At 32.5% G+C, this 26,027-nt stretch carries 27 protein-coding genes and 2 pseudogenes; 15 read left to right on the top strand and 14 right to left on the bottom strand.

Going from position 1 to position 26,027, the window contains the following annotated elements:
* The first annotated feature begins 631 nt into the window (after positions 1 to 631).
* Entirely contained in the window at positions 632 to 2,053 is a 1,422-nt protein-coding gene (locus ABN080_RS01155; protein WP_349440152.1) for an SMI1/KNR4 family protein, read from the top strand.
* Between the two features lie 606 nt (positions 2,054 to 2,659).
* On the opposite strand, the gene ABN080_RS01150 is transcribed toward ABN080_RS01155, so the two are convergent.
* Positions 2,660 to 3,412 (bottom strand): class I SAM-dependent methyltransferase, encoded by a 753-nt coding sequence (locus tag ABN080_RS01150; RefSeq protein WP_349440151.1) that lies wholly within the window; start codon positions 3,410 to 3,412, stop codon positions 2,660 to 2,662.
* A 523-nt stretch (positions 3,413 to 3,935) separates the two neighbouring features.
* On the opposite strand from ABN080_RS01150, the gene ABN080_RS01145 reads away from it, so the two are divergent.
* Entirely contained in the window at positions 3,936 to 4,247 is a 312-nt protein-coding gene (locus tag ABN080_RS01145) for a YmdA family protein (RefSeq protein WP_349440150.1), read from the top strand.
* Between the two features lie 380 nt (positions 4,248 to 4,627).
* On the opposite strand, the gene lpxL is transcribed toward ABN080_RS01145, so the two are convergent.
* From lpxL to ABN080_RS01125, 4 genes are all read right to left on the bottom strand, one after another.
* On the bottom strand, positions 4,628 to 5,557 hold the full coding sequence (gene lpxL / locus ABN080_RS01140) for an LpxL/LpxP family Kdo(2)-lipid IV(A) lauroyl/palmitoleoyl acyltransferase (protein WP_349440149.1): 930 nt from the start codon (positions 5,555 to 5,557) through the stop codon (positions 4,628 to 4,630).
* A gap of 464 nt (positions 5,558 to 6,021) precedes the next feature.
* Positions 6,022 to 6,234 carry a transcription antiterminator/RNA stability regulator CspE gene (gene cspE, locus ABN080_RS01135; RefSeq protein WP_193014255.1) on the bottom strand — a complete coding sequence of 71 codons (213 nt, stop codon included), beginning with the start codon at positions 6,232 to 6,234 and terminating at the stop codon, positions 6,022 to 6,024.
* 425 nt (positions 6,235 to 6,659) lie between these two features.
* Complete coding sequence (locus ABN080_RS01130) at positions 6,660 to 7,517, bottom strand: alpha/beta fold hydrolase (protein ID WP_349440148.1); 858 nt, start codon at positions 7,515 to 7,517, stop codon at positions 6,660 to 6,662.
* 630 nt (positions 7,518 to 8,147) lie between these two features.
* Positions 8,148 to 8,480, bottom strand: coding sequence for an MliC family protein (locus ABN080_RS01125; RefSeq protein WP_196553304.1), 333 nt, complete (start codon positions 8,478 to 8,480; stop codon positions 8,148 to 8,150).
* A 357-nt stretch (positions 8,481 to 8,837) separates the two neighbouring features.
* On the opposite strand from ABN080_RS01125, the gene ABN080_RS01120 reads away from it, so the two are divergent.
* Positions 8,838 to 9,734: an AraC family transcriptional regulator gene (locus tag ABN080_RS01120; RefSeq protein WP_115350998.1), complete on the top strand. Its 897-nt coding sequence runs from the start codon at positions 8,838 to 8,840 to the stop codon at positions 9,732 to 9,734.
* Positions 9,735 to 9,807: 73 nt separating this feature from the next.
* Here ABN080_RS01120 and ABN080_RS01115 read toward each other — a convergent pair whose 3' ends face one another.
* From ABN080_RS01115 to cbpA, 3 genes are all read right to left on the bottom strand, one after another.
* On the bottom strand, positions 9,808 to 11,304 hold the full coding sequence (locus tag ABN080_RS01115) for a C69 family dipeptidase (RefSeq protein ID WP_196553305.1): 1,497 nt from the start codon (positions 11,302 to 11,304) through the stop codon (positions 9,808 to 9,810).
* Between the two features lie 534 nt (positions 11,305 to 11,838).
* Complete coding sequence (cbpM, locus tag ABN080_RS01110) at positions 11,839 to 12,147, bottom strand: chaperone modulator CbpM (protein ID WP_196553306.1); 309 nt, start codon at positions 12,145 to 12,147, stop codon at positions 11,839 to 11,841.
* Positions 12,147 to 13,088: a curved DNA-binding protein gene (cbpA, locus tag ABN080_RS01105; protein ID WP_349440147.1), complete on the bottom strand. Its 942-nt coding sequence runs from the start codon at positions 13,086 to 13,088 to the stop codon at positions 12,147 to 12,149. Before cbpA ends, cbpM begins: the two co-directional genes overlap by 1 nt.
* 377 nt (positions 13,089 to 13,465) lie before the next feature.
* Between cbpA and dkgB the strand changes: the two genes are divergently transcribed.
* The 3 genes from dkgB to ABN080_RS01090 all read left to right on the top strand — a co-directional run bounded on the left by dkgB (position 13,466) and on the right by ABN080_RS01090 (position 15,311).
* Complete coding sequence (gene dkgB, locus ABN080_RS01100; protein ID WP_196553308.1) at positions 13,466 to 14,269, top strand: 2,5-didehydrogluconate reductase DkgB; 804 nt, start codon at positions 13,466 to 13,468, stop codon at positions 14,267 to 14,269.
* A gap of 366 nt (positions 14,270 to 14,635) precedes the next feature.
* Positions 14,636 to 14,968 (top strand): TehB family protein, encoded by a 333-nt coding sequence (locus ABN080_RS01095; RefSeq protein ID WP_196553309.1) that lies wholly within the window; start codon positions 14,636 to 14,638, stop codon positions 14,966 to 14,968.
* A 4-nt stretch (positions 14,969 to 14,972) separates the two neighbouring features.
* Complete coding sequence (locus tag ABN080_RS01090) at positions 14,973 to 15,311, top strand: DUF1869 domain-containing protein (RefSeq protein WP_349440146.1); 339 nt, start codon at positions 14,973 to 14,975, stop codon at positions 15,309 to 15,311.
* A 68-nt stretch (positions 15,312 to 15,379) separates the two neighbouring features.
* Here ABN080_RS01090 and ABN080_RS01085 read toward each other — a convergent pair whose 3' ends face one another.
* Complete coding sequence (locus ABN080_RS01085) at positions 15,380 to 16,252, bottom strand: LysR family transcriptional regulator (RefSeq protein WP_072069628.1); 873 nt, start codon at positions 16,250 to 16,252, stop codon at positions 15,380 to 15,382.
* Positions 16,253 to 16,352: 100 nt separating this feature from the next.
* Between ABN080_RS01085 and ABN080_RS01080 the strand changes: the two genes are divergently transcribed.
* The 7 genes from ABN080_RS01080 (at position 16,353) to ABN080_RS01050 (ending at position 23,020) form a co-directional block, all read left to right on the top strand.
* Positions 16,353 to 16,805 (top strand): multidrug/biocide efflux PACE transporter, encoded by a 453-nt coding sequence (locus ABN080_RS01080; protein ID WP_196553311.1) that lies wholly within the window; start codon positions 16,353 to 16,355, stop codon positions 16,803 to 16,805.
* 666 nt (positions 16,806 to 17,471) lie between these two features.
* Positions 17,472 to 17,666 carry a hypothetical protein gene (locus tag ABN080_RS01075; protein ID WP_196553312.1) on the top strand — a complete coding sequence of 65 codons (195 nt, stop codon included), beginning with the start codon at positions 17,472 to 17,474 and terminating at the stop codon, positions 17,664 to 17,666.
* A 283-nt stretch (positions 17,667 to 17,949) separates the two neighbouring features.
* A complete protein-coding gene (locus ABN080_RS01070; protein ID WP_340895988.1) occupies positions 17,950 to 19,149 on the top strand; it encodes a ribokinase in 1,200 nt (399 codons plus the stop codon).
* Between the two features lie 52 nt (positions 19,150 to 19,201).
* Entirely contained in the window at positions 19,202 to 20,389 is a 1,188-nt protein-coding gene (locus ABN080_RS01065) for a NupC/NupG family nucleoside CNT transporter (RefSeq protein ID WP_196553314.1), read from the top strand.
* Between the two features lie 76 nt (positions 20,390 to 20,465).
* Positions 20,466 to 21,398 (top strand): nucleoside hydrolase, encoded by a 933-nt coding sequence (locus ABN080_RS01060; protein ID WP_340895985.1) that lies wholly within the window; start codon positions 20,466 to 20,468, stop codon positions 21,396 to 21,398.
* A 238-nt stretch (positions 21,399 to 21,636) separates the two neighbouring features.
* On the top strand, positions 21,637 to 22,086 hold the full coding sequence (locus tag ABN080_RS01055; RefSeq protein ID WP_196553315.1) for a hypothetical protein: 450 nt from the start codon (positions 21,637 to 21,639) through the stop codon (positions 22,084 to 22,086).
* 703 nt (positions 22,087 to 22,789) lie between these two features.
* Positions 22,790 to 23,020 carry a DNA polymerase III subunit theta gene (locus ABN080_RS01050; protein WP_196553316.1) on the top strand — a complete coding sequence of 77 codons (231 nt, stop codon included), beginning with the start codon at positions 22,790 to 22,792 and terminating at the stop codon, positions 23,018 to 23,020.
* Between the two features lie 360 nt (positions 23,021 to 23,380).
* Here the strand turns inward: ABN080_RS01050 and ABN080_RS01045 are convergent, their stop codons facing one another.
* Positions 23,381 to 23,635, bottom strand: a complete 255-nt coding sequence (locus ABN080_RS01045; protein WP_196553317.1) for a colicin E3-like toxin immunity protein — start codon at positions 23,633 to 23,635, stop codon at positions 23,381 to 23,383.
* A 16-nt stretch (positions 23,636 to 23,651) separates the two neighbouring features.
* Positions 23,652 to 23,963, bottom strand: a pseudogene (locus ABN080_RS01040) (colicin E3/pyocin S6 family cytotoxin); the annotation flags it as partial.
* A gap of 534 nt (positions 23,964 to 24,497) precedes the next feature.
* Between ABN080_RS01040 and ABN080_RS01035 the strand changes: the two are divergent.
* Positions 24,498 to 24,704: a hypothetical protein gene (locus ABN080_RS01035; RefSeq protein WP_349440145.1), complete on the top strand. Its 207-nt coding sequence runs from the start codon at positions 24,498 to 24,500 to the stop codon at positions 24,702 to 24,704.
* Between the two features lie 41 nt (positions 24,705 to 24,745).
* Here the strand turns inward: ABN080_RS01035 and ABN080_RS01030 are convergent, their stop codons facing one another.
* Together ABN080_RS01030 and ABN080_RS01025 are read right to left on the bottom strand one after the other, a co-directional pair.
* The gene (locus ABN080_RS01030; protein ID WP_349440143.1) at positions 24,746 to 25,009 is read right to left on the bottom strand and encodes a hypothetical protein; all 264 of its coding nucleotides are present in this window, start codon (positions 25,007 to 25,009) and stop codon (positions 24,746 to 24,748) included.
* 152 nt (positions 25,010 to 25,161) lie between these two features.
* The gene (locus ABN080_RS01025) at positions 25,162 to 25,428 is read right to left on the bottom strand and encodes a phage tail fiber protein (protein WP_196553318.1); all 267 of its coding nucleotides are present in this window, start codon (positions 25,426 to 25,428) and stop codon (positions 25,162 to 25,164) included.
* Positions 25,429 to 25,470: 42 nt separating this feature from the next.
* Between ABN080_RS01025 and ABN080_RS01020 the strand changes: the two genes are divergently transcribed.
* On the top strand, positions 25,471 to 25,671 hold the full coding sequence (locus ABN080_RS01020; RefSeq protein WP_231619318.1) for a hypothetical protein: 201 nt from the start codon (positions 25,471 to 25,473) through the stop codon (positions 25,669 to 25,671).
* 73 nt (positions 25,672 to 25,744) lie between these two features.
* Here the strand turns inward: ABN080_RS01020 and ABN080_RS01015 are convergent.
* Positions 25,745 to 26,011, bottom strand: a pseudogene (locus ABN080_RS01015) (Arm DNA-binding domain-containing protein); the annotation flags it as partial.
* Positions 26,012 to 26,027: the final 16 nt, after the last annotated feature.

The raw sequence follows: 26,027 nt of genomic DNA, 5'->3' as shown, positions 1-26,027 counted from the left end.
CAATAAATGATATTGATTATCATTTGCATTTGAGTGTTATCACTATTATCGTAGTGGTCATCACAAATAAGGAGAAAACTCATGGTAAAAAAAACAATACATTTACGATCTCGACACGCTAAGGATTTAATCAATAAAATAAAAAAAATGAAAAGAATTGAGAATGCGATAAATACCAAATCAGAAAAAAGTGATCTCATTGTTATAATTGATAAATTACCGACTTTAGTTTCTATAAACTAGATTATTTTGTTGGTTTTTAGTGTGAATGAGTAGTGACCATAATCTTAGTGGGGTTGACATATCAAATGATAATGATTATCTTTTACCTTGTGAATAGTTGAGTGTTTTACTTGGTTTTTCACAACGACATTGCTCACATTGCTTCTAGTATTTATTGACCAACTCTCCTAGCGTTGGTCTTTTTTTTATCTATCGTATATTTATACTCATTTCACAATAAATAAAGAAAGCCATTACCTAAAAATACTATTTTCTTATTAAAGATAAAATAGTTTATAGTGTAATTTCAGTAAGAAAATCATTTTATATTTGGTTTTCTACCCATAATAATGGATTGTTAAACAAGCATTTTAGACTTAAAGCATATCATCAATAGGGATTTTACTTTATGGGCTTTATTTCATCTCTCTTTGAAAAAGAGAACAAATTGACATCGTTGCAACAATGGGAACAAATAAATAAAAAATATGCAGATAATCCTATTGAGCGTATCCGTGAAAAATTAGTACTTGTTGCTATTGTCGATCACGAACACAAAGAATTTGGCGCTAATAACCATAACTATCAATTAAACCCACCACTCTCGATAGAAAAAGCTGGTCAGTTACAAGAAAAAACTGGATGTAAATTTCCACAGGACTATATCGACTTTATCACTCGAATTGGTCATGGTGGTATAGGTTCTTATGGTGGTGCAGGCCCTTATTATGGGCTCTACGCTTTTGATGATGCGATAGATAGACATGATATAAAAAACTATGCGTTACCCTGCTTGCTTAGCCCTAATATGGATATTGAGGAATGGAAAGCATTATGTCATGTGCCTGATGATTGTAGTGATGAAGAATTTGATAATATTTACGATAGGCTTCACCAAGGTACACTCTATTTAGGAACCTGTGGTTGTGAGTATGATCTTTTATTAGTGGTGAATGGTGATTATAAAGGTCATGTTTTATATACATCTGATTGGGTAAATTCAGATACTCCCTACACATTTTCTTATGAGACATCATTTACACAATGGTATGAACGTTGGTTAGATGAAGTTATTTTAGGTTATGACACAAGTTGGTTTGGTCATCGTATGGGAGGTAATGAAGAAGTTCTACTTTGTCTTGCCAATGATAATGATGATATTACTAAAAAAACCAATGCTATCAACTCATTAACTAAACTACCTAAATTATCAAATAGGAGTTTATATTTTTTAGAGCAACAACTACAAACTGAAAGTATTGAGTTATATAAAGCCTCTTTAAATGTCTTAGCAACTTATTTTAAAGAACTAGCTTTACCTTATATTCAACGAACATTAATTACGCCATATGATGAAAAAACAGATATTGCGATTTATGTTATTTACTTCAAATATAAAGACCAATATGCACAGTTTAAAGAAAGTCTTATTTCTATTCTTAAAGTAACCAATCACGAAGATACATTGCGCTTTATCGGCTACATTTTAACAGAACTAGAAACTATTTTTGTTGAGGACTTTCAGCCTTTCTTTACTCATCAAAATGTAGAGATCATAAGAAGTGCTATTTATGCTGCCTCTCATGATACTAATTTAAAATATAAAATTTCAGCATTTTTTGAACTAACTATCTCTGATAACGCAGAAATCAGCTTAGGCGCAATTCAGGCATTATCTAGTTCAAATTATATCAATAGTGAGCTATTGGGTTATTTAAAAAAAGCGTGGAAAATGTATCCTGAAGAAAAAAGTCCCTATATTCGCAATAATATCTCTTCTTATATCGCAAAGGCATACCCAAACAATATGATTGATGTAAAACAATGGTAGTTAATAGATAGACACCCTATCATCTTCTTGCATCTGTTCTAATTAGGCAATAATCAATCATTATCATTGCCTAATTTTCACCCAAAATAATTATAATACGTATATTTTTGTTCTAAAGATTAAGAAATTTATCAATGCTCTCAGCTAAATGTATACAAATTTTATTGCTAAATTAACATGATTATTAGCTATATGATCCAAGCCTGAGTTCCCAATAAATTAAAAATCGATTAAAAACAATCAATTATATTAAAAATGAATCAAGTATCTATTGATTTTTTCAAAAAACACTTTTAGTTTCACACTTATTTTCATTATTTTTTTTTAAAGTTTGTTACAGATTGATATCTTTTTTTCCCTTACTATTGGTTTCAGTATTTCATCACTGATAGATATTTAATTTCCCCCCGCCTAGTGCGGGGATTTTTTTATCTCAAGAACTCAATTTAATACTGGTAAATAAAATTACTGTTCCTTTCAAATTAAATGTTCACTTGTTTTTTATAGCTAAGATAAAATTTAATTTCTCAAGAAAAAACCAAAAAAACTAACAAGTTAAAAAGGCCATTATTTTTATGACCTTTTTATCACTATTTTATTTCATTTCTATTTATAAGCTTCAAAAGTAATAATTTCTGTTTCATTATTTGGTTCGCGTAAATATTGATAATCTCCAGAAATTGTTATTTTTTTAAAACCAATAAACTCAAGGAGCCGTTTAAATTCATAAATACCAAACCATTTCAATTTAAACACTTCCCACTCACTTTCAATTATTTTCCCATTTCTCCATTTATCATAACGGTGATGAGATATTATTAATTGATTAATATAATCTATTTCGGCATTCACCATCTGCAAGGTAATTAAATCCCCTTCCGGCGTTTCAAATTGTCGACTAGAACATTGGCCTTTGGTAAAGGTATGCGCCAAACTAATGTCAATTAGCAAACGTCCATCTGGATTTAATGCGTTGTAACATTGTTGAAGTGACTGTAGTGCTTTTGTTTCGCTATCTAACAATAAGAAAGTTCCTGTCGGAATAATTATTGCATCAACAAGTGTCTCAACTTGGAATGTCAACAAATTATCTTTAGTCACTTTATCTTGAGGGCATCCATTACTTCTTAGATTTTCCATACAGAAATAAAGCATTTCATCTGAAAGATCAAACCCTTCAATATTAAACCCAGCCTTTAATAAAGGGATCAAAATACGCCCAGTTCCCACAGCGGGTTCTAAGATTTTACCATTAACATCCTTAAGACGCTCTTGATAATATTCTACATCACCAAAACTACATCCTATAGGTTTATCTATTTGGTAAACTTGGGCTGATAGTGAATGATAACTCTGCATAAATATTTTATTCTCTTTTTGTTGTTTATTTTAAATGATAATAAAGTGATAAATTAAGATATCAATGCTTAACTAGATAAAAATCATCAAATAAAGATATAGTTTTTATTTTTACAGTAACTTCGTCGAAATATTTTGACAAATTTTTTGTCATATTTAAATAGCTCAGATTATTAATTTTTTGTTTTAACAACAAAATGTATCATGAAAAAATTAAGTAATATAACTTATGTTTAATAAATTTAGTTTGTTAATAAAAGTAGACCTAATTTTATCAAATTAATACTATTCAACTAGTTATGTGAGCTATTTTTTATTTCAATTATTATTCTATTATTGTAGCCTTCAAAAATTCATTCATAAATGTTTATATAATTGTCATTATCCATCAAGTTTTTTTACAGATTGATATATTTTTTTTCTCTAATATTCCTTCCATCAGCCCAGTACAAAAAATACAGATCTTTCACAATAGAGATCAATTATTAAATTTGACCAATAGAATAATATTAAGGAATATAAAATGAAAAAGAATCTTATTATAGGAGCTTGTTTAACATTTTTATTATCACCTCCTACCCTCGCAAATAATAATAAGGTTATTGGTTCAGGAACAATTACTTTTACAGGCTCTATCGTAGAAGGTAATTGTATGATTAACTCTGTCGGACATATATTTAAGACAAATTGCTGGAATGGTGTTGAAATGGAGGAAATACAGCATAAAATTGAACCAAATGAAATTTTTAATGTTAAATTAAATGAAAATAGAGGTTCAATGAATATAAATTGGATTGGTGAAAATTTAGCCATAATGGATATAGTATATAATTAATCACTTCTCTAATCTAATATTTATTATTAAATAATGAGTATATATTTTCGAACATTAGAAGTTATTACTATATTTATATTAATGGTATTGCTCTATTATGATCATAATATATTAAGCAGGTATAGTTAACTTATATACCTGCTGACTCTATTCTTTTTCTTGCCTCTTTATTTTCCATTCTATCCCTTTTGTTGCATTTTTCATTAATCCATACAAACGTAAGGGTTGACAAGGCAATTGATAATGATTATCTTTTAGATTGTAAATGATTGAGTTTTTTACTCAACCTTTACAACGACATTGCTCACATTGCTTCCAGTATTTACTGTGACCAACACATTATGTGTTGGTCTTTTTTTATTAACCTATTTATAAATAGGTTAATGATAGAAACTCGCTTCACCTGCAGGTCGTGTTTTGAATCGTCTATGGGCCCATAAGTATTGTTCTGGCGCCCTCATAATTTCTGTTTCAATCAACTTATTCATTCTATCTGTATCGTTTTGAATATTCTCACTAGGGTAATTAACCAACTCTTCACCAATAATTAAGCTGTATTGTTTACCTTTCTTATTTTCGTTTCTAATCAGCGTTACAGTTAAAGAAGGTGCTCCTGATAATTTGGCTAATATTGCAACACCTTTCGAAGTTGATGTTTTTTCGACACAAAAGAAAGGTGAGAATGTGGTTCCTTTCAAACCAAAATCCTGATCAGGAGCAAACCAAATTGCCCTTCCTTTTTTTAGCTCCATAACCATAAATTTTAAATTACGTCTATCTATCATCCCTTTATCAGAACGGCATCTCGCTTTAGTTTGAATATATTCCATCGCTTTATTATTATGCGGTCTATACATGGCATTAACAGGGAAACAAAGCCCCATGATACGCCCACCCAACTCTAGCGACATCGAATGTATACCGATTAATAAAATTCCTGCATTTTTCTCATTAGCATTTGTAAAATTGGATATTCCCTGTACTACAAAAAGGTTTTTTAATCGGCGATCACTCCAAAACCAAGCCATTCCTGTTTCAAATAAAGCAACACCAAGTGAAGATAAATTCTCCATGACGAGTTTATTTATTTCATATTTATCTTTATTAGGAAAACATAGCTCTAAATTTCGCTTTATTATAGAGACTCTTCTTTTTACAAAAAAACGAGATAGTAACCCTAAACGTTTACCTAAGAAAAGTAACCAAGAATAGGGTAATTGTACTAATAGAAAAAGAATAAAAACACCAAACCAAGTTAAAAAATATTTTGGGTGTAACAGATGCAATGAAAAAAAATTTTTAGCGTACACAAGTTTGTCCTTAGAGAACTAAAAGCATTTAAGCCACATTGAATTAGACAGCATTTTTTTTAGATAAGTCATTAAATATTAATTTAATATTCTTCTTTAAATTATTTTTTATGATTTATCTGATATCTTTCTATTCTAATGAAGTTTTTTTCTTTCTTTTCATCGAGAAGGCAATATCTTGCTATCTTTATTTCAGCATTATAAGAATCTTATTATTTTATCTATCATACCAATTATAAAGGTAAATATACTTATGGTAATTTAAATTATTTACATTAAATATTTACTTAACTTTAATAAAATGACTTATATATCTTACTACGTGAAAATAAAAATAAAGTAACATAAAAAGCGGATATAAAAAGCAGACACAAAAAAACCCCACCGAAGCGAGGTTTTTTATTAGCCTGATTAATAAATTTAATATTACTTAACGTAATATCTTATTTAATCATGACTAAAAATTACAGACCGATTACGTTCGCGGCTGCAGGGCCTTTAGCGCCATTTTCGATAGAAAATGAAACTTCTTGGCCTTCTTTCAGAGATTTGAAGCTTTCGCTTTGGATCGCTGAAAAGTGTACGAATACGTCTTTGCTACCATCTTTAGGAGTGATAAAACCGAAGCCTTTATCATCGTTAAACCATTTTACTGTACCAGTCATTGTATTAGACATAAGATTTCCTTTAATTAATTATTTTGCCATAAGGCATTGTTTGCGGTTTGATTTCGGATTTTACTTATGGTCACTATTTGAAGGAATTCGCTACGAAGAGGTATCATGGATAACGCTAAACGGTGAACTACTTAAAACTGCACTAACATAAATAGGTCTGTACTTCCAAACCAGTGGCGCTATTAAGTCATATAATTCGATCTATAGCAAATTATTTTCAAATTTATTTAAAAAAAAATGTCATTTTGGCAATTTAGAAAATAATTATAATATAAGAGTAATTATCCATCCAATCGAAAACCATATTTATAATTGTATTTTCCGGTAGAACTGAAGTAAATCGATTAAATATACCTTAAAACAGTAGATACTGTTATTTTTTATAATACGCAGTATCTACTCCATCAATAATATAGTGCTTAGTTTTAATCAACTAATTCTAATAAAATATCTTCAGTTTTTGTCCACAGAAGTGATCCACCTTCTTCTGGCCATAAATGTCGTTGTGCATTAGGAAAACGTTGAAACAACAATGCTCCAAAATCAGGAGAATGAACGGTACTCGTATCTTTCATGCCATACCATAATGTTGTTGGCGTTTTTATGTCTTCTGGTGAAAAGCCCCATGATTGCATAGCAATAAGAAGATCTTGAGTATATCCCTCATTACCTTGTTTAAAAGCTTCAGCCATACATTCTTGGTAAACAGGAAGAAAATCTATCGATTGATAAACAGCTAAATCAACATCTGCACTGTAATTTAGAATAAAGTCCATTAACCAATTAGCTGATATATTTTGCTTAATCCAAGAAGCTAATACATCAGGAGCACTCACCGCCTGCTGTTGCATATTAGCAACATCTTCTGTGAGTTGGTTCCGCGTATCAGGATAATCAAATTGATCTTGTCCTGCGACAATGACTAATTTGTCTACATGACAATAAAAGCAAAGTGCCATAGCAAATACAGCCCCTTGAGAAAACCCCACTACATTAAAATTTTTAATATTAAGATGTTCGAGTAAAAATAAAATATCTTGAGAAAAAGATTTTAACGTTTTATGAGGATCGATCGTTGAATCACCTAATCCTGGACGAGTTGGAGTAATTAAACGGATATTAAGCTTATTTAGATATTCAGCGTCCACACCTAATAGACCACTCATACCTGCACCAGTACAAAATACCACTGGTTTGCCTTGCTCTGACCCAGACTCATACCACTCTAAAATTCTATTATCAGGTAACACTACATTATATTTTCTTGAATTTTTAACTTTCATTAGATTTATTCTCTATTAATTTTTTGATAGTATAATTCCCACTATATTAAATAGCGGTGTATTATCTTCTAAATTTAACTTTTAAAAACTAATATGAGACTAGCTAAGGATAAGATTTCATATAAACTCACAATAAATTTTCTGATAGTGTTTCAAGGCAAAAAACGAATAACTTTTATGTTATTTCATACAGTATAACTAAAATGAGCCCATTCGTTAAGAGCCTATTTATACTGTTATCACTGCTTAAGTCACAATATCACTATATAGTTAAATTAAGCTTACTTATTGAATTCAAAATAATACCTTTATCATCATCTTCCGTGTACTTTTAAGTATATTTGTTTAATTCAAATAATTTCCTTTTCTATTTGTTAAATAAAAAAACAGTATATTCTCCCTTCTATTGAACAACAGTAAAAACACCAACTTATATTTAACAGCACAGGAATTATTATAGTTATATTTATGATCTTTTTATTTTTAAATTTTAAAAGCTACTAAATTGATAATAGATATGCTAAAACTAATTGCATTCTATGGAAATATTTTATATTCAACCTGATTTGTAAATAAAAGGGAAGTTATACACACTCCCCTTTAATTTTAAACATTATTGCTATAACGAAGCTATTTTACTAATTCGCACATACGCCCTTTATCTTCGGCAACACGTCCATTTATAGCATCATCTTCTGAAATGGTAGCGAGGTTAAACTCATTTTTCCCTTTTCCCCATATTTGGAAATTTTCACCAACATAACGAGCACCACTCGCCGCAATAGCCTCTTGCAGAACAATAATTTCATCGCTGTAGTACATAACAGCAAGCTGTTCATTAGGAAATGAAACTCTAATTTTCTGGCCTTCACAATTATAAGTATCCGTTTTAGCAGCTAAAGCGGGAGCTGCTATTAACGATGAGACTAAAGCAACAGCTGAAATAGAAAATAACTTATTCATTATATCTCCTAAAATAGTAAATGAATTTCACTAATACAATAAAGCTAGGCGCTTTCTTTTAAAGACAAAATAGGATACTTCCGCATTTAATGAAAACAAAAAATTTATCTTTATTTGAATAAATAAAATCAATCATTGATTAATGACCTCGCCGGTTATTTTTTATTTAAAATCAAATTTAATTCAAATAATTTTCAATACATAACTTTACATTAATACTCGCCTATTTTACTTTATTCAATGTAACTACCACTATACGATATGCTATTATCCTAGCACCTATAAATTTATTGTAGTTCAATAAATTAAATCGATCTTATTGAAAAATATCGATAGAGAAAAATAATAGGAATATTCATGCTTCAAGAGAATGTTGTTAAAGATATCATTGTTTGGATCGAGCAGAATCTTGATTCACGTTTATCATTAGATATCGTTGCTGAAAAATCAGGCTATACGAAGTGGCACTTTCAGCGCTTATTTAAAGCATATACAGGAATATCTTTAGGAAAATACATACTCGCCCGCCGCTTATCTTGTGGTGCTTATGCCTTACGTATTACACGTTGCAGTCTGCTAGATATTTCATTGAAATACCGGTTTGACTCTCAGCAAACATTTTGTCGTGCATTTAAAAAACAATTTAATATCACCCCTTCCGAGTATAGAAAAAAACCAGGTTGGGATATTAGTGAGCTTATTTTTCCAGCACTAGAAACTGTTGAGCTAAGTGCCAAATATGAGGTCGTTACCTTCCCTTCTCTAAAATTAGCCGGCATGTCACACCAGTATAATAAACCCATTTCAACGTGGAATTCAGACAAGAAAAAATTCAGAAGGGAGTTTTGGCGTAAATTTTTGAAAGATGTACATACAATACCGACTGAGTTATACGCAATGCACAGAGCATCTGCAAGTACATTAGATGACACCATGTACATTTATAACACTGCGGTTGATAAAGAAAAGCTATCAACGGCAGCTAATATCTCAGCAATGTCACAATTAGAACTACCCAGTGGTAATTACTTAGAAATTACTTTCCATATGGATGAAATTTTGGATTCATTAACGGGTTATGATGACATTATTTATACGGTATATACTAAGGTATTACCAAAAATGAATTTATTACGTAGACCTGGCCCTGATATTGAACGATATACACTAAAAGAGCCAGTGAGTTACGATAAATTACTTGATCAAAGTGGGCAGTATTTGCAAAAAATTAGCTACTATATTCCTGTTATTTAATGGCCTATTATTAAAAAGATCCCAACAATTTGGGATCTTTTGTCTAAATTGTATTTAAAACAATATTTCTTTATCAGTCTTTTTTAGACTTATTAGCAAAGAAAATATCATCTTGAATATCTTTTGTTTTTACAGTAAATAATTCATTTGTTAAATTTTCGGTCAATAACTCCGCACTTGCCATCACACGTAAATTAAATTCATTTAGCATTTTATCTGCACCTACTTTATTTGTTTTAACCATAGCAAGATATTTAGCTTCCATTTCTTTTTGCTCTAATGCTGTTTTTTCTTCCCATTCTTGGTAGGCTTTTTTTACTATTGGTGCAAGTTTTGGATAGTCTGTCATCACTAATGTTTGTAATTTTCGATATTTCCAATAAATAGAATCGCTATCTGCTTTATTTGTACCTATTCCATAATGTTGAGGATAAGCTTTTAGTCCACTGTAATACGGAACAAATGCAGTTAAATCCGCCATACCTAAACCAACATAAGTTACTTCACCTATTTCCTGAGGAAGTTCAGGACGAACTTGCATTACATGTGCTTCATAAGTTCTAAATACACTAATTGGGCGCCATGGCTCTTTACCATTTAATCCATTGGTATAAGGATCGTGCTCTGTACCTTCAAAATGATTACGTAACATTGCCTTAGCTTCTTCAACAGAAACTTTTTTCTCTGGCGTTAATAAAGGTGCAAAATTGCGCCCATCATCGACAGCTTGTTTTAGTGATGGGTTAAATTGTTGTTGAATGATCCACACTCGAGGATCATTATAGGTGCGATCACGTTCATCATCACGCGTATAAGCTTTAGAGAAATTAAAAACCCCCTCTTTTTCTGGGTTATAAAGTCCTTTTTCGATCGCAAATTCCACTAAATTTTTAGAACCTAAAACATCATCTCTTTTAATATCATAAAATTGTAGCCTGCCTTGATTGCCTGTTGCGAAATACTTATCTTTAGGCAATTTTTGTGCAACCCAATGATGTCCTGTCCCTGTTTCTAAATACCAAAGTTCATTTTTATCAACAACTGCAACTCCGAATCCTTCTCCAGCCCCTTGTTTTTCAATAATGCTTCCTAATAATTCGATTGCTTCACGCGCTGTTTTTGCTCTTGAAAGTAACACATCAGGAATATCATCTTCTGTTATTCCTGTATCTTCAACATAAGGATCAAATGCAAGTGCTTGAGGTGAGGCGAAGATAGATTCTGTTCCACTAACCCCAACACCCAATTCATTAAACCCAGTTGCACCATGCAATTGTGTTTTCCAATTAGGTACAGTGGTATAACGTAATGAATTTTTAGGTAATGGATAAGTGAAGTTATTAACACCATTATGCTCTTTAGTGCTATAGATGCCTGTTTGGTTTGTTTTTGCTGGATGAATAACAAAATGTTGTGCTTTTAATGCATCACTATCTGCGCTACGAGCAATGATATATGAACCATCATTTGTTGCTTCAGTGCCAGCTAAAAGCGTGGTACATGCTAATGCAGAAGAAGCAAGTGCTATATTAATTGATAAGGCAATAATGCCTTTTTTGAATAAAGACATAAAACTCCCATTTGCTTGTTATTTATAATTTGTATATTAATTAAATATCTATAAAGAAATAAAAAACCAGATAGATAATTGGAGATAGAATATTAGCAATGAGAAAGAGAGTATTTCCGTGATTTATATCTCAACAAGCATTATATTTCGAAATAAAAACATTATTTAATCATATCGTATTAATATTAATAATCTTTATTAAAAGATATATTTAGAATGCAATTAAATATTAAAAAATATTGTTATTAGTAATCACTTCATGTAATAAATCATTATATAATGCACAAATTATGTTAATTCCATTGTGATTTAATAAACATCCCCCCATTTATTAATATTTATTTTCTTATTAAATTTAAATGATGCGTTTTTTTATAAATTCTAATAAATAGTAGATCTCTTTGTTAGGCCCTACTGCACTTGTATAAATAACTCTATATCCTGTATCTAGTAGTGCATAAAAAGTGGCTAAAGTCAGAAAATAATAAAATAGCCACTAAGAGAGTTAATGTCTTTAATGGCTATGTTATTTAACTAGAGTTTATCGATAAACCGCATTAACTGCTGACGTAATTGTTTATTTTCTTGTTTAAGTTGCTCATTTTCATCTAATAAAGTGAGCGCTATCGCAATCCCATGCCAATCTAATGCAAGTTCTTTATGCAGTTTTAATGCGCGGTGTGTTACTACAATCGCATTATCATCAAAAAACCATTCTTGAGTTTCAATTTCTAATGGTTCAATAACGCCAAGTGCGACAAATTCTTTGAGATCATCACTGGATATTCCCGTATGATGACAAAATTCAGTAACAGTAAATACTGTTGTTGTTAATTGACCCATTATTTATTCTCCCAGTCTTTACGTGGATTATAATCGGCCTGGCTATCTGCAATTTGTTGCCATAATTCGCGTGTCTTTTCATCCGGTTTCGGTGGCATGACAATTTTAATAATTGCATATAAATCACCACTGACTTTTTTGCTAACCAATCCCTTCCCTTTAATGCGCAATCTTTGCCCAGTTTGACTTCCTGCAGGGATCGTTAATAAGATTTTTTCTTTTATTGTGGGTATAGGAATTTTTGCACCTAATGCAGCCTCCCAAGGTGCAACAGGAACAACGATTTCTAAATCATGGCCTTTAATATCGAATAAAGGATGTGGTGCAATCCGGATTGTTAGCCATAAATCACCGTTTTCACCACCATTCTCACCGGTTGTTCCTTGCCCTTTTAAACGAATACGTTGACCATCAATAACACCAGCAGGAATTTTAACATTCAATGTTTTAGGCATTTCTTTTTCTAAGATCCCAAACACATTATAAACCGGTAAATGATAACTGATTGTACGTTTATGCTCTTCTTGCGACTCTTCTAAAAAAACAGCTAATTCTATTTCTAAATCATGACCACGTTGTTTTTGAGGTTGTTGAGCTCGTCGCCCTTCAAATGGAGAATGGTGTCCAAAAAAAGAGGTATAAAAATCGTCAAACTCTTCTTGGCTAAAGCTTTCTTGGTTTTGATTTGAGTGTTGTTGCGTAAATTGCCTAAATTTCGGGTCGTTGCGATGAGCCCAGAGCTCATCATATTCTGCCCTACGTTGTTCATTACCTAAAACTTCCCAAGCTTGAGCAATCTCTTTAAAACGCGCCTCAGCATCAGGCTCTTTACTGACATCAGGGTGATATTTTTTTGCTAAACGGCGATATGCTGTCTTAATCGTTTTAATATCATCCGTAGGTTTAACGCCCATAATGGCGTAATAATCCTTTAATTCCATAGTGATATCTCAATTACGTTAAATAACAAATAAAATATTAATACCTTATACTTAATTTATTATAGAACAGAGAAACTACGTTGGTTAATGAAACTCTTTAAAGCAGAATTTTTCAGCTTATAACACATAGATTTACCCTTTCATTATTGCCTATTTAGCAAAAGTTTTTTGTTTTTATCCCTCTTTTTAGAAAAGAAGATAAGAATATAATAACTGCCATCGAAACATTATGAATAGCACAACCTTCTATCAATATGAGCTTATAGCAGCAAGTAACGATAACTAAATTCAATAAGTTATGAGCATGTGCTGTATTAATCCATCTTGAATATTAAGTTGTGCTTTAAAATTAATTTAATTTATTAAGAGAGAATATTATGAGCGTTCCAGTATTAGGTCTTGGTACTTTTCGTTTAAAAGATGACGTTGTTATTGCCTCTGTAAAAACAGCGTTAGAATTAGGATATCGTGCAATTGATACTGCTCAAATTTATGGTAATGAAGTAGCCGTTGGTCAAGCAATCACTGAAAGTGGTATTCCACGTCAAGATCTCTATATCACAACTAAAATTTGGATAGAAAATTTACCTAAAGACAAATTGATCCCGAGCTTAAAACAAAGTTTACGTGATTTACAAACCGATTATGTTGATTTAACCCTTATTCATTGGCCATCACCTAATAATGCGGTTTCAGTAGAAGAATTTATGCAAGCATTATTAGAAGCAAAAAAACAAGGTTTAACACGTGAAATTGGGATCTCTAACTTTACGATCCCATTAATGGAACAAGCAATTAACGCCGTTGGTGTAGAAAATATCGCAACTAATCAAATCGAATTATCACCTTATTTGCAAAGTCATCATGTTGTTAATTGGGCGAGAGAACATGGGATCCCTATTACGTCTTATATGACATTAGCCTATGGTAAAGCATTAAAAGATGAAACTATTCAGGCAATTGCTAAAAAACATAATGCAACTGCCGCACAAGTTATTTTAGCTTGGGCAATAAGTGAAGGATATTCTGTTATTCCATCTTCAACAAAACGTGAAAACTTAGCGAGTAATTTATTAAGCCTTCATCTTCAACTTGATGCTGAAGACAAAAAAGCAATTGCAGCATTAGATTGTAATGATCGTTTAGTTAGCCCTGAAGGATTAGCACCTAATTGGGATTAATGAAATAGCGACAAATTTTGTCAAACATGGGGTGAAAAGATGACTTTTCACCCTATTTTTTTATTTTTTCGCACTATAATGAGACACCTTATAAACAAATTAAATAACATAGTGTTATCATTTAACCCTCTCATTTAAAATATTTTTTATTTTTTAAAATATTTTTTATTAAGTAAAAACAATATCTTATTTAACCCTCCGTCTATTTTTAGCAATTTATTGTTAAGTGGCATTTGAAATACTTTTTTATACGAGGTAGATTTGTCATTAAGAAAAGTCATTTACCTAGTGACAAATTTAGCTTTTTATTCTGACTAAGATAAAAAGCAGATAAATCACATTATTCAATGCAATAAGGGCGGTAAAATGGAAAGGATTATTATCCCTACTCACTATATTCATGTACGCTCAACGCCACTTTGGACTGTAGATACAGCCCCAAAATCAATATGGGAAAGACATTTAGATAAAGGAACTCGCCAAGGGGTTTACCCAAAACTATCTGTTATGCAAGGAGTGATTGTTTATTACGCATATGCAGATGAAATTAGCCCGGAGCCAACAGAAACATTAGTGATTAATGCGGGTGAATTTGGTGTATTCCCACCAGAAACATGGCACAAAATAGAAGCAAAAACTGAAGATACTGTTTTTAATGTCGATTTTTATGTCGATCCCAAAGTCCTTGCTGAAGGTTAATAATATGGAAAATGAAAACAAAGGTTATTTATTAGCATTGATTAACACTAATGATAATGAAAAAGCTGAAAAAATCTTTCTTAACCCTAAAATTTTATATATTCCAGAAATCGCAACAAAAGAAATTATATCATTAGTTGATGAATTAAAAAATAAAATAAATCTTGATACTCAAGAACTCTCTTTGGAACTCACGAACAAAAATAATGGCGTTTCTGTTGATCAAGAGTGTTATTTAACCGATTTACTCGATGCTGATACATCAAGTTTAATGGTAAAAGATCTTATCAATATTGTACGTGGTTATGATATGGATGAAGAAACAAATGTTTGTGGTTGGTGATCTGATGTCGTGAAAGGAATATATCACCTTCACTATATATATTGATAATGAAGGTGATTGATTAATACTTAGAGAGAAAATTGAAGATCATTTTTTAAGAGCCTATCTATCATCCAATACCCTGCTTTTCCTGGCGGATTGTTTCTAGACCAAACTAAATCAATATCTATTTTTTTAGGAAATTGATCGTAATTTAAGCTCATTAATAAGCCATGCCCAAATTGCTTTACTAGCCATGTAGGTAGTATCGCCCATCCCATCTCTTGTTCTGCCATTTCGAGCAATAATAGATAATTAGGTGCCTGCCAGTTTTTCTCACTATTAATAACAAATTGAGCACGACTACTTAATCTAAGCTGACGATTCATTGTGAGATGCTGATAAGTTATCTGCTTTTCTTTCACCAAAGGGTGGGCTTTATGTGCATATAATCCTAGCTCACCTTGTATAGGTAATCGGGCAAAAGCAATATCAGCAGGATATTCTATTCGTGATTCCATCATACCAATATGCGCCTGATTATTTTGCAGCATATTAATCACATCATCATTCTCAGCAACAAGAAACTCAAATTCAAGATGTGGGAATTCTTTATCTAGAATTTTCAAGAGTTTCTCTGAATAAGGTGGTTGATACATATCAGAGAATACACAACTTAAACGAGGCTCCATTTCAGGCGATAGTTCTATTCTTAATGCCTGTAATCGCTCATCAGCGGCTAAGATATCTTCAACGAGGCTTAATACTTTCTGTCCTGCAAAAGTGAGTGTTGATTCTCGTCCTTTGCGCTCAAACAATTCAAACCCCATATCATCTTCAAAACCAGTTATTGTGCTACTGACCGTAGATTGGCTTTTATTTAATTTTCGAGCAGCTGCAGAAAATGATTTTAATGAAGCAGCTTCAATAAATGTACGTAAAGTTTCTATGGAATAATTCATTATGGTATCGGTTTTTTCGATGGCACCTATTTTGTATATATACAAAATATCACCAATAATTGCACTCGTTTTTTGTTAAATAATTAATTTGAGGTGGGATATGAGCCAATATCAAAAAACATTTACTGAGCGCGTTTTTCACGCTGTTACATTTGAAGCAATTGCTATTGCCATAACAGCACCGCTTAGTGCATGGCTTTTGGGTCGCTCCATTTTTCAAATGGGCACAGTGGCTATTGTTTTATCAACGTTAGCGATGCTATTGAACCTATTTTATAACATGATTTTCGATCGTTATTGGCCTTTATCTAAAGGACCAAGGCCAACAAAAATACGTATTATGCACGCAATTGGTTTTGAATTTAGTTTTGTTATTATCGGTTTGCCAATACTGGCATTTTTATTAAATATGTCGCTATTGGATGCATTTTTATTAGAAATAGGATTTTTTATCTTCTTCCTTTTCTATACTTATGCATTTAATCTTAGTTACGATAAATTACGCGAAAGCTGGTTCAGCCATAAAGAAAAACGTATTGTTGCACGTAATTAAAATCTCAAAAAAGCACCCTTTGATATTGAAATGACCCCAGTTTATTGGATAGTTCATATTCCATTAGGTGCTTTTTTACTTATTTTTCATAATTAATCATAGGTAAATGTGAAATCTACTTTGCCATTCGCTTCATCATGTTTAACTGGATCGTTACTATAGTGAATAGTTAGAGGTAAATTTAATATTGACCGTTTGATCTTGAACAGGGAAATTTGCTAATGCAAACTAGCTTGCGTTTAAGTTGGAACATATTGACCTCATTGATATAAGAACCTTGTATTTATACAAATAAAGAGTATTAATTTAATTAAAACCATATCAAAGAATAAATTCAATATAAAAACACAAAGCTAATATGATGATAAAAATAAAAATAAAAATAAAAATAATATCAGAATATAATCCAATTGATTTTCTAGGTTTTATTAAAACTAGAAACAAATAAAAAAACACACAAAAAAACATCTAAAAAAAAACAATTACTAGTACAAATATAGTATAAATTTCTTAATATAAAGATAGTAATAATCAAATTAATGACTATCATCATACTAACATGCTTCAAATTATCTCAATAGTAAATTAGAATTATAAAATTTCTATAAAAAATAAAGGTATTCTTTTTTAGAAGAAAATATAACACTTAGTCTAAAGGATTTTATGATGGTATTTTTTATAAGTTATATGATACTCGCTATATTTTTGATTGCCGCACTGGCTCATTGGTCTTTTTCTGCATTATTTCCTAAAGCTCCTTCTACAGCACTTTCATGCCTTTTGGTCAGAACACTTATTGGCGTCTTACTTGTTATCGCTGATATTTGTTTGATTTTTATTTTACTCAGTCAATTACTTTGATTTGATTGAAATTTATATGAAAATACTATCGAAGTTGTTTTTCTTTATCTTATATTTTTATTAATTTTGGTCTAAATATTTTCAATAATTCCATTACGATTTTAGATAATCATCCAATACAAGCAAATCGCATTATTCATATATTTTCCTTAAAACTTATCTAAACGGACAGTTAATTGTCCAATTACGAGCAAAAAACGTGACTACTCAGGCAGAATAAACTTAATTAACCTCTATTATGTTAACAAATAGTAAAACATTTTTTTAACAAATGAGAGGTGATATGAAAAAAAAGAGTAGTATTGCATTTATCAGAAAAAAATTAGTGAAAGATAATTCTATCTACGTGAAAGAGCTCAGTACGCTACTTCATGTATCGGAAAGAACAGTAAGAAGATACATAGATGAATTACAGTTATTAGGTATAGCAACTAAATTTCATGGTGGAGTGAGATTACAAAAAATTGAATTAGAACCAATAATAAATAGAACTATTGATGAAACCAGAGTACTTCAATTTAATTATGAAGAACAAAGTAGAGATAAAAAAACTGCAGATAAATGCTCATTATATATTTTAGGATCTTTCAATTTAGATGTTGTCACAGAAGTTGAAAGATTTCCTTTTGTCGGAGAGACAATCAAAGCAATCTCTACAAATTTTTTTCCTGGTGGGAAAGGTGCTAATCAAGCAGTTGCGGCGGCTGAATTAAATGACCATGTGCATTTTTTTGTTAAAGTAGGCGACGATTCATTCGGCGCTACTGCAGAGAAATATTTCGGAACTACAAAGATAAGTTCATATACCTTAATTAAGGATGCCAATGCAAAGACAGGGAATGCATTAGTTATGGTTGAGAGCACCACCGGTAACAATAGTATTGTTATTGATCTAGGGGCTAATGCAACCATTACTAAAGCTGAAATTCTTTCAGATATTAATAATCTACAATCGGCAAAAATTTTTCTTACTCAATTAGAAAATAATATAGAAGCAACTAAGTTTGCGATTGAAATAGCAAAAAAATCGGGATGTTATGTCATTCTTAATCCAGCACCCTATTCAGAGCACATTGTCTCACATTTGCCATCTGTTGATTTATTAATACCAAATGGAACAGAAGCAGAACTAATATCAAACATTAAAATTGATAGCGTTATTTCAGCGCAGGAAGCCATAAAAGCAATACACAACTTAGGTGTTAAAGAAATAGTAATGACACTTGGTGACAGTGGTGCTCTTTATTTCAATGGTAAAACGATGAAATATTACAAAGCGATGAGTGCATCTGTCGTTGATACAAGTGGTGCAGGTGATGCATTCACTGGTGCTTTGGCCGCAAAATTAATAGAAGGTAAAAATATGGATGAAGCAATTAAATTTTCTATTGCTTATGCATCATTGGCCGTTGAAAAAAAAGGTGCATCATCAATGCCATCTAGGACAAGTGTTGATGCCAGATTAAAAAAAGAGCGTATGTAAGGGAAGTGCATAAATAACCCCCCCGTTAATAAATTATATAATCGAGGTCGTTATGAAATATTTAATTTTCATTATTAGCCTTCTCTTAATTTTTATAGTGGCATCTTCTATTAGTTTTAATGCTAATAAAATAAAAATGAAATTTATTCCTATAATTATTCTTCTATTAATAGAGGCCACCGTTGCTTTTATACTTTTACATACAACTATTGGGATCACAATTCTTAATACAACGAATATAGGTATAGAATATTTAATACATCATGCAAATAAAGGAATTGATTTTGTATTTGGAGATATAAGCACAAAAACACCTATTGTGTTTGTTATTGTTGCTCTAATGCCTTTAGTATTTATTTGTTCAATTATTGGGATATTAAAATATTTCGGTATTCTACGATTGATTATTCTTACTATTGGTTACCTTATTAATAAAATAGCAAAAGTCGGTAAACTTGAGTCTTTTTCAGCAGTTAGTGCTGTTATTGTAGGTATGATGGCCGTATATGTTTCGATTAAAGAATACATTCCCAATTTAACAAAACCACAAATGTACACAATAGCTGCATGCTCGTTGTCTACTGTGGATATCGCAATACTGGGTGCATACACTCAAATGTTATCACCTGAATTTGTCTTTATTGGTGTATGTCTAAACTTTTTTAGTACTTTTGTTATTGTTTCTATTATTAATCCTAACGATCCCATTGAAATATCGAGCCATTTTTTTGCCCCTAAAAATGAGCATCATAGTTTTTTTGAAGTACTAACAGAACATATGCTTGATGGTTTTAAATTAATTCTAGCTATAGTTCCAATGCTTCTTGGCTTTATTGCCCTGATTAGCATGTTGAATGATATTTTTTTATACAGCATAGGAATTAGTTTCCAAGGTCTTCTTGGCTATATTTTCTCACCCATTGCGTTTTTACTTGGTGTTCCATGGCAAGACAGTATTCAGTTTGGGCAAATTATTGCCACAAAAATTTTAACAAATGAGTTTGTTGCAATGTTTGATTATAGCAAATTGGATGATTTAAGCCCGAGAACAGAAGCCATTATCTCTGTATTCCTAATTTCGTTCGCAAATTTTGGTTCAATAGGAATGATTATTGCCTGTGTCGCCAGTATCAGTAAAGAACATGGAAAAATGATAGCGGCAAACAGTTTTCGACTGATAGTCGGTTCAACGTTGGTGAGTTGCTTATCTGCAACAATAGTCGGTATTTTTGTCAGTTGATATTTATTTCCTTAGTCCTAGTTTTAGTTTTATTTGTTATTCAATGTGTTATGTAAGTTATCAAAGGAGAAGTTATATGACTAAAATTATTATAGATTGTGATCCGGGTGTCGATGACGTTATTGCAATTTTACTTGCATTAGCATCACCAGAAATTAAAGTTCTGGGGATCACAACCGTAGCCGGAAATATTGAGTTGGATAAAGTTCATGAAAATGCTCGTAATATTCTCTCATTTGTATCACGACCCGATATACCTCTAGCAAGAGGATGTGAACGACCTTTGATAACACGCCGAGGAAATAAGACTCAAGTACACGGCAACAATGGTCTTGCGGGGGTTACGTTACCGAAATCCAATTACACTTATCCCGATATACATGCAGTGGATTTTATTATTGATACAGTGATGTCTAACCCTAAAGAAGTTACCCTTTGTCCAACAGCACCACTTACCAATATCGCAATGGCTATGCTCAAAGAACCAAGGCTTAAAGATAATGTAAAAGATATTGTTCTAATGGGAGGCGCAGCATTTCGCGGTGGAAATATAACACCTGCCGCTGAATTCAATTTTTATGTTGATCCACATGCAGCACATATTGTTTTTGATACAGCAGAACATATTACGATGCTGGGATTAGATGTAACCCATAAAGCTGATATTCGAGCTGGTTTATGTCAATCGTTAGAGCAAGGTAACGTTATTGCTAGAACAGCAGCAAAAATGGCTCGTGGATATGCTGCATTTGATCCCTTCTTACATGATCCCTGTGTAATAGGTTATCTAATTCGCCCAGATATTTTTACAGGTATAAACGGTCATATTGATATTGAGTACGGATCAGGCAAACTCTTTGGTCTAAGCTTCGCAACAATCCATGATGACCAAACACCATCTAGAAGTAATGGCAATTCAAATGAATGCCGCATGAATACGATGATAATCACTGATGTTCAATCAGAGAAATTAATGTCGCTGATATCTGAACGAATTTTATCTTTATAAACTAAATCAAGAAAAATACAGAGAAGTGTAGCTTCTCTGTATCAATCTTTATTATATTATTTTTTTCTTAAAAAGAATTGATTAATATTTTGTTGAAAATTAAACAAGAAATATCATAATAGTAAATTCGTGCTATGTCTAAAAATAAATAAATCTATTATGATGACTAACATCATAGTAATAGAATATTAGTATTTACATAATTATTTATATATAACAATAAATTAGGATGGAAAATATGACTAGTTATAAAAATTTAATAGCACTAATCGTTATATTATTTACCTGCATAATAGGGAGCGCACATGCAGAGCAACGCCCTGATGTGGCAGATAATGTCATTGCCTATAAAGGTCAACAAGGAGTGATTGTTTGGACTCTACGTGTTGGTGATCGTAATGCTAATGAAGCATTAGTACAGATCGAAAATATTGACCATGACTGGAATTTAAAAATTCAAAAAATGCAGGTCGAAAAAACCACTAGAGATACCCGGTACTCAATAAATATTAATGGAAATAAATTTGTTACCCTAATTATTGAGAATAAATGCTGTGGTAACCTTTATATACCAGGAGAACCTCAGCCTATATCAGTAAATTACTCTGAAGAAATATCCCATGAAGGTAATGCACAAGCATTTCTCACTGATTTTCTTCAAGCTCAAAATAATGAAATCAACAAATAAGCCTTTAAAATTATTTTGATACTAATACTAAATAGGTGAGTTTTATTGATTATTTTCTCACCTATAAAATAGAATGAAAAAACAGCCCTAAAATGGCAATGATTCCGCAGTACTTTTATTTTCTTTGGTATAGTTACTTATAGTAGCAAACTACCACTTCAGGTCGATTGCATTCATTTTAACTAATGCTTCAAATCCTGATAGATACTGAATAGGGTCACACATGGAAATGTTTTTAATAGAAAGTCTTTCAAACTTATCCCTACTCAATTTTGCATTGATTAAATAGAGATCATCTTCATCACCAGTTTCATGATTAAATATCTGAGGTTTCATATTGAGGGTATTAAGTATTAAGGGGGTATAATGTTCCCCCATTTGTACCCAAAAAATGGAACTTTCAAGAGACTTCAGGAGACAATGATTTAGTACGAAGGTTTGATTTTACTGGAATTAGGAGACTTCAGGAGACGCTAGGAGATGTTGAGATGGCGGATGAGGAGAGAATAAAACAAAAGAAATACAGCGTTGATTTATAAGTGTAAATTTAATAATAATTATTATTCTATACAAAATCCTATACAACCACGACTGATGCTAGATATTTTTTGAACAGTAAAAAAGAAAGGTGATGCTTTTATACCACCTCCTCATCTTTAATTCCACACCCTGCTATACTCTCCAAAAACTAACCGGATCTATTATGAACATCGCAAACCTAACTCAAGAAGAAAAAGACAAGATCAATGTCGATTTAGCTGCAAGTGGTGTCGCATATAAAGAACGACTCAATATGCCAGTTGTTGCGTCCGAAGTTGAACGACAACAACCAGCACATTTACGCGAGCACTTAAATGAACGACTAGCGTTTTATCGTGAGAGAAGTAAGAAGTTGCCAGATGGGAATTCGGTGCAGTATTTGAAAATAGAGTAGTGCGATGCTTAAAGAAATAGATTCTTTTGATAAGAAAAATATTCTCGAATCTACCCGCAGAACATTAGATAGCATGGTTAAAGATGCTTTGCTAGAGAAAGTGTCCAGTTACGAGTGAAGACAAAACAAACACCAAAGCTCAAGTTCATCACCTGGTGTTCGCTGTGTAGTTAGTCGGTATGGCTTACTAGGAGAGTGTCGCCTGGTGAAATACGAAAATGACGGAGAGGATTTTATTGAAGGTGAGTGTGTTAAGACTGATTAACTTACTGATTTTTCTAGATCGTCATTTGGAACAAAAAAAGCCTCCGTTAAGAGGCTTTCAAAACGATACGAATAAATATTATATACGTTTGTTCATTACCACTTATCCCTGTAATCAAATGAAATGAAATAAGTGTATTTATCCAACTCAATCTTATGAGTCAGATGCTTCTGAAGATAAGGAACCCAAGCAGAAATAACATCAAAACCGCCGTTATTGATGATGTTTTCTGTCGGCTTAACGGTTTGTTCAATAACCGTATCATCATCACCCAGATCTACCGAATACTCTTCACCAATAAAATCTTCCGTTTTTTTATCAAACCACTCTAATCTTAATTTCAATCCCATGATGTTATCTCCGTCGTTACAGGTATTTTTTGATATTACGTTTCGGGTCGGCTGGCTTCAGCTGATTACCGGTTTTCGGGTCAAATGCACCGATATGCTGTCCATCACTAGCGCGGTACCCTTCCAGTTCACCGTGCTGTGAGTCCCACTCGTAGATTTTTCGACCTTTGTCGCCAATCCAGCGATCTCGTCTTCCCCCTCCACTTTGTTTGGGGGTCTTTTTCTGACCTTTTTTTAACTCCCCTAACCCTTTAATTTCTTCGGTCTTAGGCGCGGGGTGGTAACTATGCCCTTTTTCTTTAACTCCTTGACGAGCTTTATCCTTTTTACCCGTCGATAAATAAATTGGCTTTATTCCTAATTCCCATGGAAATACCAAAATTATAGGCTCTTTCAATGTGGACAGCTTTTTCTCGCCTTCTGTAAAAAAGGTTGGAGCCTCTAAAGGTAGCTTATTAAACCTAGGAATATCATATACCCCGCCTGGTATGTATTTATGCTTTTCAGGCTCAGGTAAAGCCGCACCCGTTAATATCGCCACATTACCAATTTGAGCCATTCTTTCCTGCTTTTCATGTGGTAATGTATAAGCAAAAATGCCTTTCTCAGCAGTTTTTCTCGCCTCAACCACACGAGTTTTAACTGGTGTATCCGTTTGCACTAACTCAATTTGCTTCGCTCCATTAACGACCTTTTCAATTACAGTAGCTGAGGTATTAATGATACCTTTTCGCTTTGCAATATCTCTTAAATGTGCTTCTTTAGGGATGTTTAATCTCTGTCCAGCTACAGTAAGTGCGGTTTCTTGGTTTCTTGGTTTCTTGGTTTCTTGGTTTCTTGGTTTTTAGGATACTCTTGGTAAATGACGGAAGGATATCTATCACTGCCTACACCAACGGGAGGAGAATACAGCATAAGACCAGCACCCAAACCTAATGCGCGCCCTAAAATAGCCCCCAACGTTTCTGTCGCGGACGTTGCGCTTGTCGTTGTTACTGCTGGCGTAAAAATAGCAACTGGTGCTAAAGTGGCTTTATCAATAGTCTTTCCAGGGATTAAAGTTGACTGAGCGGATGTTATTGCTGTATTTAACTCAGCAGGAATACTGATTTATTGCTTAGGTGTTGAAGTAACCATTTGAACAATGGAATCGTATGATTCAATCGCTTTCTTTAAGCTACCACTCATCAGCCCCGCATACTGTAAATAACGCTGAGAATAAATTTTTATCGCTTTGGTTATATCACCTTCCCTGAAAGCATCCATCATCTCTTTGCAATGCTTATCCTTTGTCAAGAATGGGCAGTCCATTTTTGCACATACGGGACAAATATTACGCTTCATGACCTCAATTGGCTTGACGCGACTACTCATACAAACTCCTTTTTATATTTAAAATCACACAATCACTGTGTATAAAAACAGTACTCCTATATAAATAACTAAGCAATCGTCTTATTTCGGCTATGCTCGGAATGGTTATCATTAGCATTTAACTCATCCTTGAGTCAAATAAATATAATCAGCTAGTTATCAATTTCTGGTGCGCTATTGGTGTCCTGATTTTCTTCCTCTTCTTTTTGTCTACGCTCCTCTTCAGCTTTCTGCGCTTCTTCCATTTCACGCATTCTCACGTTATAGATTGATTGTTCTGGCATCTGCACACGAACAGAGATAAAACGACCATCAGGAATATCAATTGGATCCCCATCGTTGAAACCATCAATTGTATTATTGGCAAACTCTGGCGCATTAGGATGAGTTCGGTGATACGTTTTAACGAGAATACGCACAGCTTAATTTAACTCACAGGGATGCAATGAAGAGGAATGAATATGAAATTAACAGAACGTCAAATTAGCACATTAAAAAATATAAATAATGGATATGGTCAGTTAAGCAATAGTATGTCAATTTTCTCGTTGGAGAATAAAGGGCTTATTAAGCTTCACCCAAAGGACGGATGGCAATTAACAGAGTTAGGTATTGAAGAATTAAAAAGGTGGAGTGATGGATATATTAGAAGAAGCATTTGAAGTCTGGTTTAAGAAGTCTCACGGATATAGCCCATCAGTAGCGCCACCTGATAGTCATTTAATTGGCGTTATTCCTTTCTTCTTTTCTTGCTTCTGCTGGATCAGTTCCATTTGCAACCAATCTTCTAGCGTCATCTCTTTTTTCTCTGGCTTCATTTAATGTAATAACAGGGTATATGCCAAGCGATATCATCTTTGATTTACCATTGAACTGATATCTGAACCTCCACCCTTTTGACCCGTTAGGTTCAACAATTAAAGACAATCCGTTGCCATCACCCAGTGAATAAACTTTTTCGCGTGGTTTGGCTTTTTTAATCGCCATGTCCGTTAGCTTCATAAATCACCAATTTTGT

Source organism: Proteus sp. fly-1089 (assembly GCF_040138965.1).
Taxonomy (GTDB): domain Bacteria; phylum Pseudomonadota; class Gammaproteobacteria; order Enterobacterales; family Enterobacteriaceae; genus Proteus; species Proteus vulgaris_B.
The sequence above is the reverse complement of the archived record's forward strand: the minus strand, read 5'-3'. Positions and strand labels throughout refer to the sequence as shown.

Bases quoted from the DNA above. Each gene is read 5' to 3' on its own strand.
- ABN080_RS01155 (WP_349440152.1), top strand. From the start codon at position 632: ATGGGCTTTATTTCATCTCTCTTTGAAAAAGAGAACAAATTGACATCG.
- ABN080_RS01150 (WP_349440151.1), bottom strand. From the start codon at position 3,412: ATGCAGAGTTATCATTCACTATCAGCCCAAGTTTACCAAATAGATAAA.
- ABN080_RS01145 (WP_349440150.1), top strand. From the start codon at position 3,936: ATGAAAAAGAATCTTATTATAGGAGCTTGTTTAACATTTTTATTATCA.
- cspE (WP_193014255.1), bottom strand. From the start codon at position 6,234: ATGTCTAATACAATGACTGGTACAGTAAAATGGTTTAACGATGATAAA.
- ABN080_RS01130 (WP_349440148.1), bottom strand. From the start codon at position 7,517: ATGAAAGTTAAAAATTCAAGAAAATATAATGTAGTGTTACCTGATAAT.
- ABN080_RS01125 (WP_196553304.1), bottom strand. From the start codon at position 8,480: ATGAATAAGTTATTTTCTATTTCAGCTGTTGCTTTAGTCTCATCGTTA.
- ABN080_RS01120 (WP_115350998.1), top strand. From the start codon at position 8,838: ATGCTTCAAGAGAATGTTGTTAAAGATATCATTGTTTGGATCGAGCAG.
- ABN080_RS01115 (WP_196553305.1), bottom strand. From the start codon at position 11,304: ATGTCTTTATTCAAAAAAGGCATTATTGCCTTATCAATTAATATAGCA.
- cbpM (WP_196553306.1), bottom strand. From the start codon at position 12,147: ATGGGTCAATTAACAACAACAGTATTTACTGTTACTGAATTTTGTCAT.
- cbpA (WP_349440147.1), bottom strand. From the start codon at position 13,088: ATGGAATTAAAGGATTATTACGCCATTATGGGCGTTAAACCTACGGAT.
- dkgB (WP_196553308.1), top strand. From the start codon at position 13,466: ATGAGCGTTCCAGTATTAGGTCTTGGTACTTTTCGTTTAAAAGATGAC.
- ABN080_RS01095 (WP_196553309.1), top strand. From the start codon at position 14,636: ATGGAAAGGATTATTATCCCTACTCACTATATTCATGTACGCTCAACG.
- ABN080_RS01090 (WP_349440146.1), top strand. From the start codon at position 14,973: ATGGAAAATGAAAACAAAGGTTATTTATTAGCATTGATTAACACTAAT.
- ABN080_RS01085 (WP_072069628.1), bottom strand. From the start codon at position 16,252: ATGAATTATTCCATAGAAACTTTACGTACATTTATTGAAGCTGCTTCA.
- ABN080_RS01080 (WP_196553311.1), top strand. From the start codon at position 16,353: ATGAGCCAATATCAAAAAACATTTACTGAGCGCGTTTTTCACGCTGTT.
- ABN080_RS01075 (WP_196553312.1), top strand. From the start codon at position 17,472: ATGGTATTTTTTATAAGTTATATGATACTCGCTATATTTTTGATTGCC.
- ABN080_RS01070 (WP_340895988.1), top strand. From the start codon at position 17,950: ATGAAAAAAAAGAGTAGTATTGCATTTATCAGAAAAAAATTAGTGAAA.
- ABN080_RS01065 (WP_196553314.1), top strand. From the start codon at position 19,202: ATGAAATATTTAATTTTCATTATTAGCCTTCTCTTAATTTTTATAGTG.
- ABN080_RS01060 (WP_340895985.1), top strand. From the start codon at position 20,466: ATGACTAAAATTATTATAGATTGTGATCCGGGTGTCGATGACGTTATT.
- ABN080_RS01055 (WP_196553315.1), top strand. From the start codon at position 21,637: ATGACTAGTTATAAAAATTTAATAGCACTAATCGTTATATTATTTACC.
- ABN080_RS01050 (WP_196553316.1), top strand. From the start codon at position 22,790: ATGAACATCGCAAACCTAACTCAAGAAGAAAAAGACAAGATCAATGTC.
- ABN080_RS01045 (WP_196553317.1), bottom strand. From the start codon at position 23,635: ATGGGATTGAAATTAAGATTAGAGTGGTTTGATAAAAAAACGGAAGAT.
- ABN080_RS01035 (WP_349440145.1), top strand. From the start codon at position 24,498: ATGACGGAAGGATATCTATCACTGCCTACACCAACGGGAGGAGAATAC.
- ABN080_RS01030 (WP_349440143.1), bottom strand. From the start codon at position 25,009: ATGAGTAGTCGCGTCAAGCCAATTGAGGTCATGAAGCGTAATATTTGT.
- ABN080_RS01020 (WP_231619318.1), top strand. From the start codon at position 25,471: ATGAAATTAACAGAACGTCAAATTAGCACATTAAAAAATATAAATAAT.